The 17,034-nt window shown below is 52.9% G+C and carries 17 protein-coding genes; 9 read left to right on the top strand and 8 right to left on the bottom strand.

Annotated elements, in window-relative coordinates:
* Window positions 1-6 precede the first annotated feature (6 nt).
* Both solA and L971_RS01285 read right to left on the bottom strand, forming a co-directional pair.
* A complete protein-coding gene (solA, locus tag L971_RS01290) occupies window positions 7-1,146 on the bottom strand; it encodes an N-methyl-L-tryptophan oxidase (RefSeq protein ID WP_047373948.1) in 1,140 nt (379 codons plus the stop codon).
* 77 nt (window positions 1,147-1,223) lie between these two features.
* Window positions 1,224-1,997: an aminoglycoside 6-adenylyltransferase gene (locus L971_RS01285; RefSeq protein WP_047373946.1), complete on the bottom strand. Its 774-nt coding sequence runs from the start codon at window positions 1,995-1,997 to the stop codon at window positions 1,224-1,226.
* An 84-nt stretch (window positions 1,998-2,081) separates the two neighbouring features.
* Here L971_RS01285 and L971_RS01280 point away from each other — a divergent pair, with 84 nt between their 5' ends.
* Complete coding sequence (locus tag L971_RS01280; RefSeq protein ID WP_047373944.1) at window positions 2,082-3,152, top strand: alpha/beta hydrolase; 1,071 nt, start codon at window positions 2,082-2,084, stop codon at window positions 3,150-3,152.
* Window positions 3,149-5,923, top strand: coding sequence for a glycoside hydrolase family 3 C-terminal domain-containing protein (locus L971_RS01275; RefSeq protein ID WP_047373943.1), 2,775 nt, complete (start codon window positions 3,149-3,151; stop codon window positions 5,921-5,923). Before L971_RS01280 ends, L971_RS01275 begins: the two co-directional genes overlap by 4 nt.
* A gap of 153 nt (window positions 5,924-6,076) precedes the next feature.
* Here the strand turns inward: L971_RS01275 and L971_RS01270 are convergent, their stop codons facing one another.
* Both L971_RS01270 and L971_RS01265 read right to left on the bottom strand, forming a co-directional pair.
* Window positions 6,077-6,274: a DUF86 domain-containing protein gene (locus tag L971_RS01270; protein WP_047373941.1), complete on the bottom strand. Its 198-nt coding sequence runs from the start codon at window positions 6,272-6,274 to the stop codon at window positions 6,077-6,079.
* The gene (locus L971_RS01265; protein WP_047373940.1) at window positions 6,267-6,674 is read right to left on the bottom strand and encodes a nucleotidyltransferase domain-containing protein; all 408 of its coding nucleotides are present in this window, start codon (window positions 6,672-6,674) and stop codon (window positions 6,267-6,269) included. Before L971_RS01265 ends, L971_RS01270 begins: the two co-directional genes overlap by 8 nt.
* Window positions 6,675-6,809: 135 nt before the next feature.
* Between L971_RS01265 and L971_RS01260 the strand changes: the two genes are divergently transcribed.
* The 6 genes from L971_RS01260 to L971_RS01235 all read left to right on the top strand — a co-directional run bounded on the left by L971_RS01260 (window position 6,810) and on the right by L971_RS01235 (window position 13,059).
* The gene (locus L971_RS01260; protein ID WP_024371052.1) at window positions 6,810-7,304 is read left to right on the top strand and encodes an LURP-one-related/scramblase family protein; all 495 of its coding nucleotides are present in this window, start codon (window positions 6,810-6,812) and stop codon (window positions 7,302-7,304) included.
* A gap of 13 nt (window positions 7,305-7,317) precedes the next feature.
* Window positions 7,318-7,848, top strand: a complete 531-nt coding sequence (locus L971_RS01255) for an NUDIX domain-containing protein (RefSeq protein ID WP_047373937.1) — start codon at window positions 7,318-7,320, stop codon at window positions 7,846-7,848.
* Complete coding sequence (locus L971_RS01250) at window positions 7,832-8,398, top strand: DUF1349 domain-containing protein (RefSeq protein WP_052200216.1); 567 nt, start codon at window positions 7,832-7,834, stop codon at window positions 8,396-8,398. Before L971_RS01255 ends, L971_RS01250 begins: the two co-directional genes overlap by 17 nt.
* Before the next feature lie 196 nt (window positions 8,399-8,594).
* Complete coding sequence (locus L971_RS01245; protein WP_052200214.1) at window positions 8,595-10,985, top strand: carbohydrate binding domain-containing protein; 2,391 nt, start codon at window positions 8,595-8,597, stop codon at window positions 10,983-10,985.
* Between the two features lie 142 nt (window positions 10,986-11,127).
* Entirely contained in the window at window positions 11,128-12,027 is a 900-nt protein-coding gene (locus tag L971_RS01240; protein WP_047373934.1) for a DNA-3-methyladenine glycosylase, read from the top strand.
* 168 nt (window positions 12,028-12,195) lie between these two features.
* Entirely contained in the window at window positions 12,196-13,059 is an 864-nt protein-coding gene (locus L971_RS01235; RefSeq protein WP_024371048.1) for a DegV family protein, read from the top strand.
* 46 nt (window positions 13,060-13,105) lie between these two features.
* Here the strand turns inward: L971_RS01235 and L971_RS01230 are convergent, their stop codons facing one another.
* Together L971_RS01230 and L971_RS01225 are read right to left on the bottom strand one after the other, a co-directional pair.
* Window positions 13,106-13,648 (bottom strand): histidine phosphatase family protein, encoded by a 543-nt coding sequence (locus L971_RS01230; protein WP_047373932.1) that lies wholly within the window; start codon window positions 13,646-13,648, stop codon window positions 13,106-13,108.
* A gap of 32 nt (window positions 13,649-13,680) precedes the next feature.
* Window positions 13,681-14,139: a DUF2691 family protein gene (locus tag L971_RS01225; RefSeq protein WP_024371046.1), complete on the bottom strand. Its 459-nt coding sequence runs from the start codon at window positions 14,137-14,139 to the stop codon at window positions 13,681-13,683.
* Between the two features lie 169 nt (window positions 14,140-14,308).
* On the opposite strand from L971_RS01225, the gene mqo reads away from it, so the two are divergent.
* Window positions 14,309-15,808, top strand: coding sequence for a malate dehydrogenase (quinone) (gene mqo, locus L971_RS01220; protein WP_047373971.1), 1,500 nt, complete (start codon window positions 14,309-14,311; stop codon window positions 15,806-15,808).
* An 89-nt stretch (window positions 15,809-15,897) separates the two neighbouring features.
* Here mqo and L971_RS01215 read toward each other — a convergent pair whose 3' ends face one another.
* Together L971_RS01215 and L971_RS01210 are read right to left on the bottom strand one after the other, a co-directional pair.
* A complete protein-coding gene (locus tag L971_RS01215) occupies window positions 15,898-16,422 on the bottom strand; it encodes a CarD family transcriptional regulator (protein ID WP_052200212.1) in 525 nt (174 codons plus the stop codon).
* 107 nt (window positions 16,423-16,529) lie between these two features.
* Window positions 16,530-16,961, bottom strand: coding sequence for a MarR family winged helix-turn-helix transcriptional regulator (locus L971_RS01210; RefSeq protein ID WP_024371044.1), 432 nt, complete (start codon window positions 16,959-16,961; stop codon window positions 16,530-16,532).
* Window positions 16,962-17,034: the final 73 nt, after the last annotated feature.

Here is a 17,034-nt window from a genome sequence, read left to right as displayed (position 1 = left end):
CGTCGTTCATGCCTGAAAACGGGACAAGCGGAAGCGTGATAAATCGAATGGTGTCTCGCCGTTTAACGTGAGTTCGCTCAACACTTCACCCATGACGCTACCAAACTTGAATCCATGACCTGAGAAGCCGCATGCGAACAGAATCGAGTCGTGCTCGGGATGAAAGTCGACGATGAAGTCATGGTCGCTCGACATCGTATAAAGGCACGTCTTACCTCGTTTCAACGGACCGTTCGCCGCCGGCATATAGGTGGATAAGAATTGTCGCAAGTCACCTTCGTCCGCGTCGTAGCGGCCAAAGTCTTGCGTATGTATACCCGGTTCAATCGGCTGTCCGCCATCGGTACGGCCGACCTTCAAGCCGGAACCATCTAGGCTTGGGAAACCGTAAAACATGCGTTCGTCGTCCTCGACAAAGAAAGAAGGGAACGCCGTGTCGCTGAACAATGTTTCATCGGCATCGAACCAACCAACGACTTTTCTTGTCGGTTGCAACGGGAGCGAGATATCAGGAAGGAGCTGTTTCGCCCAAGCCCCGACCGTCACGATCACTTTCTTCGCGTGGAACGTCTCGTTCCGTGTCGCGATCGTGATGCCGACGGCTGTCGGTGTGATGGAGACGACCGGCGTGTTCATGGCGAGGGTGGCACCGTTTCGAACAGCACGCTCGCGATACGCCCGAATCGCATTCTCGCTATAGAGCAGGCCCGATTCCGTCTCGAAACAGCCGATATAATCGTCTGGAACCGAAAGGCCGGGCCAACGGTTCATGATGTCCGCAGACGAAAGACGTTGAAGCGACAAGTCATGTTCGTCGGCAGAGGCGATCATCTCGTTCAAGAACACAGAATCGGCTGGACCTAGGCCGAGGACACCTGTCTTTTGGAAAACGGGATAAGCCGTCTCGCAATCGAGTTCTTCCCACAATGTCTGAGCCCGTTTGACGAGCGCGACGTATTGTCGCCCTTCTCCGTAAGCGTGGCGAATCATTCGCGTATCACCATGATGACTCCCCTTATCGTGGGGCGGGTCGAAGGCATCGATGACGAGCGTCTTCGCACCTCGTGCTGTCAAAAACGAGGCGGCCGCCATCCCCATCGTCCCAGCCCCGATCACAGCGACATCATATTGTACTGGTTGTGACATATGGACATCAATCCTTTCTACTAGAGCATTAGTAGAATGGTATGGAAAAGCTGGATACTTGTCAATTTTCGGAAGTTTTATCGTTCTTGAAGCAAACGCTCCATATACGGTTCAAGTTTCAACTGCGGATGGTCTTCCAAACAAGTTGCAAACAATGCGTGAAGTGATTGTTTGGCGCGCCGGATTGACACCAGGTCGACAGAGGCCGGATACGTCTGTAAATAGTCCTCGATGAACGAATGGTTCAACGTATGATACGCCTTGAATTGATGGACCTTTCGTCCTTCTTTCAGCGCCTGAGCTGTCAACGTTAACTCGCGCAACGTCTCGAGCATTTTCAAGGCATAAATGGGATTGTTTCGCTTCAATTCTTTCTCAAGCGCCAGCGAGGCATAGATGAACTCGAAAGGAACGTCACCTGTCTCATACCGGATCGAACTCGAGATGAACCGTTCATGTTCGCTTTCCATGCGTTGGAGGAGTTGTCCGTCCCGGTCGACGACCACATTCCAAAGCGGGGAACGGACCGGTAGGATTTCCAGCGGGGCGATGGAGATGTTAAATTCCAATTGATTCTCGAGCAGGACAATCAATAAAAAGATATCCGCTCCGAACTGCTTCTCTTTGATGAAAACCGGGGATAACTGGAGAAAGTAGGCGGTTAGATGCTGCTTGATGGATTGGGGATCAACGCCAGTGCGGACAGCTACCATTAAATCGATATCAGAGTATTGGTCCTGATAGCCCGCGGCACCGGAGCCGAGCTGAACGACACCTTGAACACCTGTGTCGGTTTGTAGATGGTGAAGCACGTGCTGGAAGTGTGTATCTCTTTCGACTGTACTGTACATAACATGACCTCGTTTTCGTAGATGATACATACTTATTCTACCAATCGAGAGCGAACCCTTTAAACATGTCAGGAGGATGAACGGATGGAACAAACCTATGCACAACTCGTAGATTACTTGAGCCAGTCGCAAAATCGAAATCATAAGGACGGCGTTGAGACAATCATCAAACCTATCCCAGATTCTGAGGTGACCGGAAACCTCGATCCGCGAGTGTTAGCCGTCATCCAAGGTTATGCTGCAGCCGAGCCAGGGACGTCATTCGACTTGGTATCGGCTCGTGCCAGCATGGGTTGGCCGAACCGGGACGTGACGACGACCGTCATCACGTCAGATCATGTGATGATTCCGAGCGCTGACGGCGACATCCCGGCTCGGTTGTATCGCCCGGACACGATCGAGACGTTACCGGTGATCCTCTTTTTCCACGGTGGCGGCTTCTTCGGCGGCACGCTCGAGACGGTCGAGCACCCGTGTAAACGGCTCGCCGAGAAAGCGAACGCTCTCGTCGTTTCGGTCGATTACCGGCTCGCGCCGGAGCATCCGTTTCCGGCTGGACTGAACGACTGCTTCCGAGCGGTTGAATGGGTACACGAGCATGCCGATGAGCTCGGGGTATCACGGGACGACATCGCGGTCGCCGGTGACAGTGCCGGCGGGAACTTGGCGACGGCGTGTTGCCTCATGGACCGAGCGCAAGGCACGAACTGGATCACCTTCCAAGCGCTCGTTTATCCGGTCGTCAACTTGGGCTCGATCCCGACAGCCGATTATAAATGGGATATCGGACAGTACGAGATTCAGCATCACCATGAGCTCATTCGAGGCGTCGTCACGGCGCTCGCCGATTCGGATGAACTGCTGAATGAGGTATACCTGCAAGGCAAGGCCGAGCTGACCAATCCGCTCGTGTCGCCGTTGTTCGCGGATGATGTGACTGGCTTACCGCCCGCTTTGATCATCACGGCCGAGTATGACTATTTACGGCTCGAAGGTGAGGCGTACGCGCGGAAGTTGGCGCTTGACGGGGTGAAGGCGAGATTGATTCAATACCGAGGGATGGATCACGCGTTCATGGACAAACTCGGTGACTATCCCCAAGCAGAAGATTGCATGGCTGAAATCGCAAATGGATTAAAGGAGATGACAAGATGAAGACATACACATTGAACTGGGATACATATAAACAACTGGCACGGACAGCCGTTTCAGAAGGGGCCGTCCTATTAAAGAACGAGCAGGCGACGCTCCCACTAAAAGCCGGGACGACCGTTTCCGTCTTTGGCCGCAGTCAATTCAACTACTACAAGAGCGGCACCGGTTCTGGCGGGATGGTCAACGTCTCTCACGTGACGAGTCCACTCGAGGCGCTTCAAGCGACGGAAGGGATCGACGTCAACGAGTCGCTCCTCGAAACGTACGAGGCGTGGGTCGAGGAGAACCCGTTCGACCAAGGCGTCGGCTGGGCCGGCGAACCGTGGTCACAACCGGAGATGGCGGTGACGGATGAACTCGTTGAGCGAGCGGCTGCCGTATCAGACGTCGCGCTCGTTTTCATCGGACGCACGGCTGGGGAAGACCGCGACAACACGGCCGACCCGGGCAGTTATTTGTTGACCGACATCGAACTCGAGTTGATCAATAAAGTATCGCGGACGTTCTCAAAGACGGCTGTCGTCTTGAACGTCGGAAACATCATCGATATGCGTTGGGCGAACGAACCGAGCGCGATCCTCTACGCATGGCAAGGTGGTCTTGAAGGTGGCACCGGACTTGTCGATGTACTGACGGGAACGGTCAGCCCGTCCGGTAAATTGACCGACACGATTGCGAAATCGATCGACGACTATCCGTCGACGAAAAACTTCGGACATGCCGACAAAGGCATTTATCAAGAAGACATCTACGTCGGCTATCGCTACTTTGAGACGTTCGCGAAAGACGATGTGCTCTATCCGTTCGGATTCGGGTTGTCGTATACGACGTTCGCCACGGACGTCGTGTCTTCAGATGAGACGAACGGGGTCATCACGGTGACGATTGACGTCGTGAACACGGGAGACGTCGCCGGGAAAGAAGTCGTGCAGCTGTACGTCGAGAAGCCGCAAGGCGTGCTCGGCAACCCGGCCCGTGCGCTCGTCGCCTTCGACAAAACAAATCTCTTGGCGCCGGGTGAGCGGGAGACGCTCACGCTGAGCGTTCCCGTCACAGAGTTCGCGAGCTATGACGACAATGGTGCGACCGGTCACGAATCAAGCTTCGTGTTAGAGGCCGGCATGTATCGCCTCTACGCCGGCACCGACGTCCGTTCGGCTGAGGCGTTCTACGACTATGCGGTCGAGGCGCTCGAGGTCGTCGAGACGCTCAGCGAGAATATGGCTCCGGTCACATCGTTCGAGCGCATCAAACCGCGTGCGACGGAAACCGGCTTGACGGTCGGCTACGAGGCGACACCGCTCCGCAGCGTCGACGTCGAGGCACGTTATCTAGCAGAACGTCCGGTCGTGCGTGAAGAGACAGGCGATACAGGCGTGAAGCTCGCAGACGTCTATCACGGGAAAGCAGACCTCGAGACATTCCTCGACCAACTGACGGATGAGGACCTCGCCTGCATCGTCCGCGGTCAAGGCATGAACTCACCACGCGTGACGCCGGGGACGGCCGCCGCGTTCGGCGGGGTGTCGGACCGTCTCGAAACGTTCGGCATCCCGGCCGCCTGTTGTGCGGACGGCCCGTCCGGCATCCGCATGGACATCGGGACGAAAGCGTTCGCGCTTCCGAACGGGACGCTGCTCGCCTCGACGTTCAACACGCGATTAGTGGAAGACTTGTTCGAGATGACAGGACTTGAGATGCGGAAGAACCGGGTCGATACGCTCCTCGGACCAGGGATGAACATTCACCGCAACCCGCTCAACGGCCGGAACTTCGAGTACTTCTCGGAAGACCCGCACGTGACGGGCAAGATGGCGATCGCCCAGTTGAACGGGATGCACCGTGTCGGCGTGACCGGGACGCTCAAGCATTTCAGTGCCAACAACCAAGAAGCCCATCGCCACGACATCGACTCGGTCGTCTCCGAGCGGGCGCTTCGTGAGATTTATTTGAAAGGGTTCGAGATGGCGGTGAAGGAAGGCAAGGCGACGTCGATCATGACGACGTACGGCGCCGTCAACGGCGTTTGGACGGCCGGTCTCTATGACCAGAACACGCGCGTCCTTCGCGACGAGTGGGGCTTTGAAGGCATCGTCATGACCGACTGGTGGGCGAAAGTGAACGCCCGCGAGGACGAGCCGGCCAACCGTCAAAACACGGCGGCGATGGTGCGCTCACAAAACGACTTGTATATGGTCGTCGACCGTCCGGAAACGAACTCGTTCGACGATAACACAGCGGCGGCGCTCGCCGACGGCTCGCTCACACGCGGGGAGCTGCTCCGGAGCGCGGCGAACATTTGCCGGTTCGTGTTGACGTCTCCAGCGATGGAGCGTGAGCTCGGCATCCACGACGGATCGGTCGAGGTGATCGGTCTTGATGAGGAAGCCGGTCAGACCATCGACTTCGATGTGACGTATCGCGACCTCGCGAGCGGAGAACCTGTCAGTTTGAATGATGCCGACACATCGACAGGGAGCATGCACGTCTTCGCCGTATCGGTCGATGAGACGGGTACGTATGACGTGACGATCACGGCCAAATCGGACGCAGGCGAACTCGCCCAGATGCCGGTGACGTTGTTCGCGAACAACATCCCTGGCCCGACGTTCACGTTCAACGGGACGGACGGGGAATGGGTGACGCAGACGAAGCAAGTGTTCTTCTTGAACCAACATAACTACTTGCAGCTCTATTTCGCGCTCGGTGGTCTCGACGTGAAAGACATCACGTTCACGCTCGCCGACTCGTTCAGCATGAAAAACGGATAACGAACGAAGCGCCGTCTCGAAAGAGGCGGCGCTTTTTTATATGCTTTCAATGGATTTTACGAATTGATGACGAAGGCGATGTTGCCAACGATTTGGGTGTCATAAGTTAAGGAATCAATCGTTAGTTCAATTGAAATTTGCACCCCATGATTGTCACACATCCAACTGGAGAATAGCTTTTGTGAACGCTTTGAAATCATCAATGTGTTTCTCAAGAATCGCCTCTAAAATATTTAGTTGGAGCGCTTGATAGTCATGGACCGCGACATTGCGGAAGCCGACCATGTTGATGAGCGTCTTGGCTAGGTCGTGATCAATTGTCGTCACTTTGTTTAGAATCACGTCATTCATCAAACACACTTCCCCTAGATTGAATATTGTTTACTATCATTTGGCGCTGTTCGTTCAACTCGGCATACATTCGATATGCTTTGATCCGTTGCCGGACCCATTCATTTTCGTCCTGCACGAGCAGAGGGATGCCTTCTGAGAAAATCTGCATGGCGAAGACGGTGTCCACTTCACGGATGTTGACCAGATCGACGTCTCGACCGCATAAGAGGGCCACTTCGTTCCCCAACGTGAATCGTTCATAAGGTGAGAGGCGTTTCTGACTGAAATATGCGAGGTCTACGTCACTGTCATCTCGAGCTGTTCCTTTTGCGAACGAACCGAACAACAAAATGAAATCCGCGTCTGTCTTCTGTCGAATCGTTTCGATGACTTCTTGGTTAATCACGTCAGAAACCATGTTCCCACCCCCTTCTCTCATTATACGCCCTTCACGTTTCGTATAAACAGTTGTTTTGCAGCATGAAAGATTGAACCATATTCGGGTAAACAGTCGTATAAAGAAAAGAATAATCAACGAATCGGAGGGATGAACATGAATACGCTCTACATGAAACAGAAAGTGTTTAGTTTGCGCGGACGTTTTACGATCAAGGATGCGGATGAGCACGACATTTATTTCGTCGAAGGAAGCTTCATGAAGCTGCCGAAGTCGTTCACGATCTCGGATACGAGCGGACGTGAGATCACGACGATCACGAAGAAGACGTTCAGTTTCTTGCCGACGTTTTACGTCGACGTCGAGGGTGAAGAGACGTTGACAATCTCAAAAGAGTTCACATTCTTCAAACCGCGCTACACGATTGACGCGGCCGGGATTGAAGTCGACGGCAACTGGTGGGACATGGACTTCGAAGTGAAACAGGACGGCCATGTCATCGGCAGCGTCCAAAAGAAATGGCTGACGTGGGGCGATACGTACGAGATTCGAGTGGTCGATGACGCGATGGAACATTTGCTCATCTCGATCGTCGTCGCCATCGACTGCGTCAAAGCCGACCAAGCGGCATCTTCGAGCGCTGCGACGTAAAGGGGAACACAAGATGGAATTATGGGACGTGTACACGGTCGATCGTGAGAAAACAGGGCGGACATGGCAACGGGGTAACCGTCTCGAGAACGGTGACTATCACCTCGTCATCCACGTCTGTATCTTCAACAAAAACGGACAGATGTTGATTCAACAGCGCCAACCGTTTAAGGATGGCTGGTCGAATATGTGGGACATCACCGTCGGCGGCAGCGCCACGGTCGGGGATACGAGTCAACAGGCGGCGATGCGCGAGCTCGAAGAAGAAATCGGTCTGAAACTAGATTTAACACACACGCGACCGCATTTGACGGTCAACTTTGACGAAGGGTTCGACGACATCTATCTCGTCGAGGCGGACGTCGACCTTGACGAGTTGACGCTGCAGGAATCAGAAGTGCAGGCGGTACAATGGGCGGACGAGGCGACCATTCTTGCGCGCATTCAAGATGGGACGTTCATCCCGTATCATGAACCGATGATTCCACTGCTGTTTGCGATGCGAGGACAATGGGGAGGAATTAACCATGTGGAAACACTATGAATGGATGAATCAACCGAGTGACGTGGAAATGGACGAACGCCTGATGTTTCACACGTTGCCCGATACTGACTTTTGGCGTAACACGCACTACGGGTTCAACCGGATGACAGCCCACGCCCTATTGACGGACGTCACGTCGAAGCGGTTCACATGCCGGGCGACGCTCGAGATGAAACCGAACGCGACGTACGATCAGGCTGGCACCTTGTTATACGTCAACGACGATCATTGGCTGAAGACGTCTGTCGAATACATCCCGGACGGACCGTCGCACCTCGGCGCCGTCGTCACGTCATACGGCTACTCGGACTGGTCGACACGCGATTTTTCGAACGAAGAGATCGAAGGACCGCTGACGTTCGAGCTCGTCTATACGGACGGCGACGTGGAAGTCTTTTTCGAATATGGGGACGGGAGGCGCGAGCAGCTGCGTATTGCGCACTTGCATGACGTGTCGACGCTACGCATCGGTCCGTATGCGTGCAGCCCAGACACCGATGCGCCGGGATTCACGGTCACGTTCACAGATTGGCAACCAAGCATCACCTAAAATGGGTGATGCTTTTTTATATGTCATTTACATGTCACTTCAAGAAAATAGTTGAATTCAAACGGCAGAAAAAAATATAATAGGAATAACGAAAGCGCTTTCGGAAAGCGGTTTCAATATTAGCGCGTAGGTTTAGAGCAAAGGCAGGTACCGTTTGAGTGTGTCTGCCTTCATTTATGTCAAAGGAGGAATTTTGATGAAGAAATGGGTAGCACTCGCACTCGGTACCGGTCTTGTCTTGTCAGGCGCACACGGCGCAGATGCCGCGAAACCGGAGAAGAAAGACAACACGAAATGGAAGCTCGTGTGGTCAGATGAGTTCAACAAATCGGAAATCGATCAAACGAAATGGAACTTCGACACGGGGAACTGGTTGGTCGACAAGGATGGAAATCCAGTGGCACCAGGATGGGGAAACAATGAGAAGCAGTTTTACACGGACAAAAACGAAAACGCTTTCGTAAAAGACGGGAAGCTCGTCATTCGGGCTCTGAAAGAGCAGACGACGGATGAACTTGGGACGTATGACTATACGTCAGCGAAGTTGACGACGAAAGGGAAATTTAATCAAACGTACGGCCGTTACGAGATGCGGGCCAAGCTTCCGATCGGCAAAGGACTATGGCCGGCGTTTTGGATGCTTCCGGAAGATGACCGTTACGGTGGATGGGCCGCTTCAGGCGAGATCGACATTATGGAATCGTGGGGCAGTCAACCAGACAAAGTCGCTGGTACGATCCATTACGGTGAGACGTGGCCAAACAACAAGTATACGGGCAAAGACTATCACTTTGAAGAAGGAAACGGCATCGACAAATGGCATACATATGCCGTCGAGTGGGAGCCGGGCGAGTTGCGTTGGTACGTCGATGGGAAACTGTATCAGACACAAAACGATTGGTACGCCAAAGGCTTGAACCAAGCGACGAAGTTCAGCTATCCGGCTCCGTTCGACCAAAACTTCTACTTGATCATGAACTTGGCCGTCGGCGGTTGGTTTGACGGTGACGTCGATGCGACGACTCCGTTCCCGGCTGACATGGAAGTCGATTACGTCCGCGTGTACGATTTACAGAACCGTGATTACCGCAAGGCGGTGGAACCTGTCTATACGGATGAAGAGATCGTGCTTCCAGACGGAGCGAAACAACCGACTGAAGACGGCAACCTCGTCTACGACCAAGCTTACGAAAAACCAATCACGACGGTGACGAACGGTGCACAAGCACTCGACCCGACGTACTGGAACTATGTGGCGTTGCCAGACTTTGGCGGGGTCGGAACGGTTGACGTCATCGAGAAAGCAGGCTCGCGCTTTGCGGACATCTCGATCAGTCAAGCGGGCAGCCAGCCATATTCACACCAGTTGATTCAAAACGTCGCACTCGGTAAAGGCGGTCACTATAAAGTGACGTTTGACGCGAGCGCCGATTCGGCCCGCGCGATCGCAGTGAAAGTCGGCGGCGGACCAGACCGTGGTTACGCGAAATATTCGGATGAGGGCTCATTCGATTTGACGACCGACGTGAAGACGTATTCGATGACGTTCGATATGACGGAAGATACGGACCTCGCGGCACGCCTCGAGTTCAACGTCGGCCTCAGCACGGCCGGTGTCCAAATCGGAAACGTCCGTGTCGAACAGACTCCGCGTGAAGCACTCGACCCGAACGCGACGAAACCAGCGCTCGGTGACGGTAACCATGTCTACAACGGCACGTTCGACCAAGGGGCGATGGACCGCATGACGTTCTGGCAGTTCGATGCCGGTGCGACGAAAGGAACTGGAACGGTCGATGCGGAACTCCGCCACTTCTTGTTCAAAGCGAACCCGAAAAAAGGTGAGCCGGCAACGCTCGTTCAAAACGGGATCCAATTGCAAGAAGGACACGAGTACGTGCTCCGCTTCAAAGCGAAAGCAGAACGCATTAACACACTTCAAGTCGGACTCGCAGGTCTTGACGGCGCAGCGTATGTACCGCTTCAAGACGTCGCGTTGACACGTGAGTTTGAAACGTTTGAAATCCCGTTCACGATGAACGCGGAGACGGACTTGTTGAGCCAGTTGCGCTTCGTCCTCGGTTCGGCGAAAGGTGAGATTGCGATTGACGACGTCAAGTTGTTCGACGTGACGCCAGTTGAGTTCGACCCGGCGCCGCTCAAGAACGGCACGTTTGCGGAAGGATTGACGCATTGGGGCTCATACGTCCACTATGACGCCCAAGCAGCAGTCGAAGCGGTGAACGAAGCGGCACGTCTCGCCATCACGAGCGAAGGTCAAGAGCCATGGAGCGTATTGATGGAGCAAGGCGGACTTGAGTTGCACCCAGGCCAGACGTACGTCGTCCGTTTCGATGCCTCGTCGACAAAAGCACGGAATATGGAAGTCACGGTCGAGAACGCAGCGTATACACGCTATTTGAGCGAGGTTGTCGCCCTCGGACCGGATACGAAGACGTTTGAGTTCGAGCTCGTCATGCCACAAAAAGACATGACAGCGCTCAAGTTCCTGCTCGGACGCACGGACGGTTCACCGCTCGGTGCGCATGACGTGACGATCGACAACGTGGAAGTGGCCGTGAAGTAAATAACGACCGAAGAGTGGCGCGCACGACTGGCGTCACTTTTTTATTGTGTCGTCAAGACCGCGACGAGTCGCGGAATGTAATAGAAAGTGCAAGAAAGGGGAAAGATGAATTTGTTACAGTAGAAGAGATGAGGGGGATGCAATGAAACCGACCCAACTTATGATTCCAGTCGATCCACCGTTTGACTTTCACCAGTGCCTCACGTTTTTGCGCCGATCGGAAACGGAAGTGATGCACGTGGCGACCGACGACGCGGTGTGGAAACTATTTGATATGAACGGTCGCTTGCGGTTAGGCGAAATCAAAGCGGCGGCCCCCGGTCTTGTCGTCACGTTCGAAGAAGAGGAAATCACAAACGAAGATAAAGCGGACGTGGAACGGTATGTCCGCGAGTGGTTCGACCTCGACCAAGACGTCGCCAGCTTCGAACGATTGGCGGAAACGCATGACTTGTTACGGCCACTCGTTCGCGAGTATGGAGGGCTCAGGTTGATCGGCTTTCCCGACTTGTTCGAGGCGCTCGCCTGGGGGATCATCGGTCAACAAATTACGTTGTCATTCGCCTATACGTTGAAACGCCGTTTCGTCGAACGTTACGGACAATTCAGGGAAGTGGACGGTGTGACGCATTGGACATTCCCACGACCCGAGAGCGTCGCCGTGCTGTCCCCTGGCGACTTGCGAGACATGCAGTTCAGTATGCGTAAAGCAGAGTATATCATCGGCATCGCCCGGGAAATGACGGCTGGCACGTTATCCAAACAACAGTTGCGCTCCTGTTCACCGGAACAAATCCAGAGACGTCTGCTCGAACTTCGCGGCGTCGGGGAATGGACGGCCGACTATGTACGGATGAAATGTTTCCAAGACAAGACAGCCTTTCCCGTTGCCGACGCAGGTTTACATCAAGCGTTAAAATATCACCTCGAGCGAAATGACAAGCTAACGCTAGAAGAAGTACGGGCTATCGGTGAATCGTTCGCCGGTTGGGAGGCGTATGCGACATTTTATCTATGGAGGTCTCTGTATGGAAACGTATAGACGCTTCGTCATCGCAATGGCCATAAGAACGAATAACACGTTAAAACCTAGTAAAAAAACACGTCTCCCCCCATTTCTGATACAATAAAGGAATCCTATCGTGACGTCCGGATCGACGAAATGAACTAGGATGATTCCCGTCACAGAGGAAAGATATTTGGAGGTACTATGATAAAATTACTAGCAGATTCAACTTGCGATTTGTCAGATGAGATTTTAGCCAAATACGAGATTGGGGTCGCTCCCCTCATCGTCACGATTGACAACAAGTCGTACGAGGACCGCGTCGACATCCAGCCCGATGATTTGTACGGAATGTTGGAAGCGCTACCGGAATTCCCGACGACGGCGATGCCGAGTCCGGCCACGTTTATGAAGCTAATGGAAGACGCGGTCGAGGCGGGACATGATGAGATTCTTTGCATCTGTATGTCGAGCGGAACGAGCGGATCATATCAATCGGCGGTGCTCGGGAAAGAGTACTTCGAAGAAGCGCACCCGGACTCGCCCGTTAAGATTCACATCGTCGACTCGCGCTCGATGAGCCACGGGAGCGGTTGGCTCTTGATGAAGAGTGCGCAAATGCGTGAAGCGGGTGCCACGTTCGAAGAGCTCGTTGAGTTCAACGAGGCGTATAAGATGAAAGTGAAACACTTCTTGTCGGTCGACGACTTGGATCATTTGATCAAGAGCGGACGCATCTCGAACGCGGGCGCCATCATCGGCAAGTTGCTCATGGTCAAGCCGATCATGAGTATGAAGAACGGCAAAGGTGCCGTCGTCGCCAAAGAGCGGGGCACGCGCAAAGTGCTCAAGCACTACACCGATCAGTTCGTGAAACGCTGTGATAAAGACATTACGAACTTTATCATCATCGGTTATACGTCGGACAAGAAAATCGCGGAGAACTTGAAAGCGAAGATCGAGGCAGAGACAGATTTCGATGGAGACATTTACCTCATGCAAATGGGTGTCTCGGTCGGGACACATGTCGGACTCGGCGCCATCTCGATGTTCTTTGTGGAAAAGTAACATACGGAAGCCGTCTCAGTTGAGGCGGCTTTTTCTGTGGATAACGTTATCCACAAGTAGGGACGGGCCAGACGCGTTCCACCGACCAAAAGTTATCCACAATCTCGAGCCGATAAACGTCAGGATTGCTCAAATTTCGCCACGTCTCGAAATCAAATCGGTTATCCACATGTTGTAACAAAAGCGCGAGCAGATTACCGTGTGTCACGAGAATCGTTGTACCGTCCGCTCGCCCCACGACATTTAAAATCCGCGTGGTCGCGTCTTGTCCGGATTCCGCACCGGGTAAAGCGAACGAGTTGTCTTCGAACGAGTGACGGAGCAATTCGAACCAATCGTCACGCGGTTCTAAGGATAGGGTCCGTTCGCGCAGATTCGGCTCTGTCTCGATCGGCAACTCGCTCGCCGTGGCGACCGGGGTAATCGAGGCGACCGCCCGTCTGTAGTCGCTCGAGATGATGCGTGTGACTGGGACGTCTTGAAAGAAATCACGGAGTTCGAGAGCTTGTCGTTCACCTGCTTCCGTGAGCGCTGCGTCGGGCTCCTGTCCGGTGGCCGAGCAGTGGCGGACGAGATAGATGGTTGGCATGATGGATTCTCCTTGAATGTTTGACATGTGACTCACCAAATCGTTAATCTCGTTCTCGAGTCGTTGGCATCGGTGAGGTACGTGACGTCAGCAAATCCACACGCGAGCATATGTTCATAAAGATGATCAATCATTCGTGGGTTCTTGCAGTAAATATCGACGAACATGCTATCCACGATTAACACGGCAAGGTCGCAAGGACTACTGAGAAAAGCCTCATACGTCTCGATTTCTGTGATGGGACCGTTCAGAAAAGCTTTTAAATCGACGAAAATCAAATACTGTTCACCGTGAGTGATCAAATCGGTGAATGGACCACCTTCCATGACGGTCGGTTCTTGAAACAATGGATCGATGCCATCGTTTCCGACGACATATGATTCTTCACCGCCGACTAACCACGTATAACGCTCTACCTCTATCGGACGCAATATTTCTGACAGATAGCTGCCATATGCATTTGGAATTTTGAAACTGACGCCGCGCCTCATGAGCTGTTTCCCCTTTCTAAAAGTTTCATTGATGTTTTCCGTACTTAACCCTTATCAAACATCACAAAAGCGTTATAATCAATATAACGATTATAAAAGGGACTGTCGGTGAATGGGGATTTATACGGCGGTCTCACGCACAAATTCAGGGGAGAAGGATGGGGTTTTCATGAGCAGTGTCCAAAAGAGAACAGACGTCATTTTGATCGGTGCAGGAATCATGAGCGCGACGCTCGGGTCGCTCTTTAAAGAGCTCGTACCAGAGTGGGAAATCAAAGTGTTTGAGAAGCTCGAAAGTGCAGGGGAAGAAAGTTCGAACGAATGGAACAACGCCGGGACGGGACATGCCGCCCTTTGCGAGTTGAACTATACGACCGAGAAGCCAGACGGCACGCTCGATATTTCGAAAGCAATCAACGTCAATGAACAGTTCCAAATCTCGCGTCAGTTCTGGGCGCATCTCGTCAACAAAGGCTTGATTCAGCAGCCGGAAGATTTTATCCGGTCGATTCCGCATATGAGCATGGTGCAAGGGGAGAAAGACATCCGCTTCTTGAAAAAACGTTTGGAAGCGCTAACAAATAATCCGTTGTTCGAAGGGATGGTCTTATCGGACGACCCGGCGCAATTGCGCGAGTGGATGCCGGTCGTGATGGAAGGCCGGACGGTGGATGAACCGATTGCTGCCACGAAAATCGATTCAGGGACGGACGTCAACTTCGGTGCGCTCACACGGATGCTGTTCGAGCATTTGACGAAGCAAGGGGTCGAGGTCAATTACAAACACAGTGTCGAAGATGTGAAGCGTTTGGCTAACGGCTTGTGGGAAGTGAAAGTGAAAGACATCGAGGCGAATACGATTGAGACGCATACGGCCCCGTTCCTCTTTATCGGCGGTGGTGGCGGCAGCTTGCCGCTCTTGCAGAAGACTGGCATCCCAGAATCCAAACATATCGGTGGGTTCCCGGTGAGCGGCCTATTCCTCGTCTGTAAAAACCGAGATGTCGTCGAACAACATCACGCGAAAGTATACGGCAAGGCGAAAGTCGGCGCGCCGCCGATGTCGGTGCCGCACCTCGATACACGTTACATCAATAATCGAAAAGAGTTGTTGTTCGGTCCGTTCGCCGGCTTCACGCCGAAGTTTTTAAAAATGGGCTCGAACCTCGATCTCATCCAATCGGTCAAACCGTATAACGTGGTGACGATGCTCGCAGCCGGTGCGAAAGAAATGCCGCTCACGAAATATTTGATCGAGCAAGTACTGTTATCACACGACAAACGTATGGATGAACTTCGTGAGTTCATCCCGACCGCGAAAAATGAGGACTGGGAAATCGTCGTCGCCGGGCAACGTGTCCAAGTCATCAAAGATACGCCACAAGGCAAAGGGACGCTCCAGTTCGGAACGGAGGTCGTCAGCGCCGAAGACGGATCGGTCGCTGCACTCCTCGGGGCGTCACCTGGCGCGTCGACGGCGGTGCACGTCATGTTGAAGGTGCTCGAGCAGTGCTTCCCGAACCGGATACCGGAATGGGAAATGAAAATCAAAGAGATGGTGCCGTCATATGGCGTCTCGCTCTCCGATCACCCGGAGCTGTTCAAGACGATTCATGAATCGACAGCGGTGGCGCTCGGCTTGAAGGAGAAAGGCGTCGTCCACAATTAAATTAATCAAGGCGAGAATACGAAAATATTCTCGCTTTTTCTTTTTGATATTTACATAAAAAAAAGACCTCTTCGCACGGAAGGGGCCAATCAAGTAGTGGCGATAGGTTCTTCGCTTAAATAAGCAACAATTTGTTGATCAATGATTTCTTCCGATAATTCAAGCGCGAGCGAAAGTTCTTTCACGAGGATCGTTTTAGCGTTCTCTAGAATCTTACGGTCCTGTTCATACAACTTTTTATTCAACAAGAGGGCCTCGCTTTGACGGCGGGCAAGCGTGTTGATGACTTGAGCGATTTCGTGGCGGTTACCCGAGTGCACGACGTTCAAGAATTCGCGATTGCGGTTGTTCGGATGGGGATTCCATTCGACACCCGGCGAGCGGAACGATTCGAGGATCTCTTTTGCTTCTTTCGCTTCAAGGAGCGTCAACATCATTACTTTGTCACTATCGACGGGGATACTGATTTGCAATTTCTGTGCGTTGTTGATGGGGTGGAGCGTGTAGTACGACTTCGTCTCACCCGCGACCGTCATGTCGGAAATGTCGTCGATGCGGCAAACTCCGTGGGTCGAATAGATGATTAAATCACCAGTTTTGAACAAATCGATCACCTCTTCCTTTCATCAAGTATAGTAGTTCAGGATGCGAAATGTCAACTAGGTTGACATTTCGTGGTAACTATGAAGGCAAAAAAATCCCTTCGAAGTGGTTGAAGGGATTACAGGTTCCAATCGGATTGGAGCAGTTTTTGAAGTTGTTTGAAGGCATCTTCCCCGAGCGCATTGGCGATGTTTTGTTCGAGTTTCGCTTTGAGCGCCTCGTTTTGCTCGTAACAAATCACACCGAGTTCGGTCAGCTCGATACATTTATCTTTGCGGCTCGTCGGATGGTCGGTGACACTGACGAGACCTTTTGTTTGTAAGTTTTTGATGAGCTTGTGAGTCGCTTGGCGTGACACATGAATGCCCCGCGTCACCTCGGCGATCGTCGGTCTCTTATTATAGATTCGGGCGAGGACGTACCATTCCGAGTTGGAAAGGTAAATGTCATGTTGATCGTTCCAGGCCCGTTCACTCACGCGCCGGATTTGATCGTGGCGCTCGGCGATTAAATCAAGCAAGTGGGTCGAGCTCGTTTCGTTTGGAGTCAAGTGAGCACTCCTCCATTCGTTTTTGTCGCTCCTAACTATACAAAAGCGGATAAGAAGCGTCAATGCTCGTTCG

The sequence above is a fragment of the Exiguobacterium sp. ZOR0005 genome (genome assembly GCF_000798975.1).
In the GTDB taxonomy this organism is placed as follows: Bacteria; Bacillota; Bacilli; order Exiguobacteriales; family Exiguobacteriaceae; genus Exiguobacterium; species Exiguobacterium aurantiacum.
This window is presented reverse-complemented; position numbering and strand designations above follow the sequence as displayed.

Excerpts from the sequence above, each read along its gene's own strand:
- L971_RS01285 (WP_047373946.1), bottom strand. The coding sequence starts at position 1,997 with ATGTACAGTACAGTCGAAAGAGATACACACTTCCAGCACGTGCTTCAC.
- L971_RS01240 (WP_047373934.1), top strand. The coding sequence starts at position 11,128 with ATGAAACCGACCCAACTTATGATTCCAGTCGATCCACCGTTTGACTTT.
- solA (WP_047373948.1), bottom strand. The coding sequence starts at position 1,146 with ATGTCACAACCAGTACAATATGATGTCGCTGTGATCGGGGCTGGGACG.
- L971_RS01230 (WP_047373932.1), bottom strand. The coding sequence starts at position 13,648 with ATGCCAACCATCTATCTCGTCCGCCACTGCTCGGCCACCGGACAGGAG.
- L971_RS01235 (WP_024371048.1), top strand. The coding sequence starts at position 12,196 with ATGATAAAATTACTAGCAGATTCAACTTGCGATTTGTCAGATGAGATT.
- L971_RS01255 (WP_047373937.1), top strand. The coding sequence starts at position 7,318 with ATGGAATTATGGGACGTGTACACGGTCGATCGTGAGAAAACAGGGCGG.
- L971_RS01260 (WP_024371052.1), top strand. The coding sequence starts at position 6,810 with ATGAATACGCTCTACATGAAACAGAAAGTGTTTAGTTTGCGCGGACGT.
- L971_RS01280 (WP_047373944.1), top strand. The coding sequence starts at position 2,082 with ATGGAACAAACCTATGCACAACTCGTAGATTACTTGAGCCAGTCGCAA.
- L971_RS01245 (WP_052200214.1), top strand. The coding sequence starts at position 8,595 with ATGAAGAAATGGGTAGCACTCGCACTCGGTACCGGTCTTGTCTTGTCA.
- L971_RS01225 (WP_024371046.1), bottom strand. The coding sequence starts at position 14,139 with ATGAGGCGCGGCGTCAGTTTCAAAATTCCAAATGCATATGGCAGCTAT.
- L971_RS01270 (WP_047373941.1), bottom strand. The coding sequence starts at position 6,274 with ATGAATGACGTGATTCTAAACAAAGTGACGACAATTGATCACGACCTA.
- L971_RS01275 (WP_047373943.1), top strand. The coding sequence starts at position 3,149 with ATGAAGACATACACATTGAACTGGGATACATATAAACAACTGGCACGG.
- L971_RS01250 (WP_052200216.1), top strand. The coding sequence starts at position 7,832 with ATGTGGAAACACTATGAATGGATGAATCAACCGAGTGACGTGGAAATG.
- L971_RS01265 (WP_047373940.1), bottom strand. The coding sequence starts at position 6,674 with ATGGTTTCTGACGTGATTAACCAAGAAGTCATCGAAACGATTCGACAG.
- mqo (WP_047373971.1), top strand. The coding sequence starts at position 14,309 with ATGAGCAGTGTCCAAAAGAGAACAGACGTCATTTTGATCGGTGCAGGA.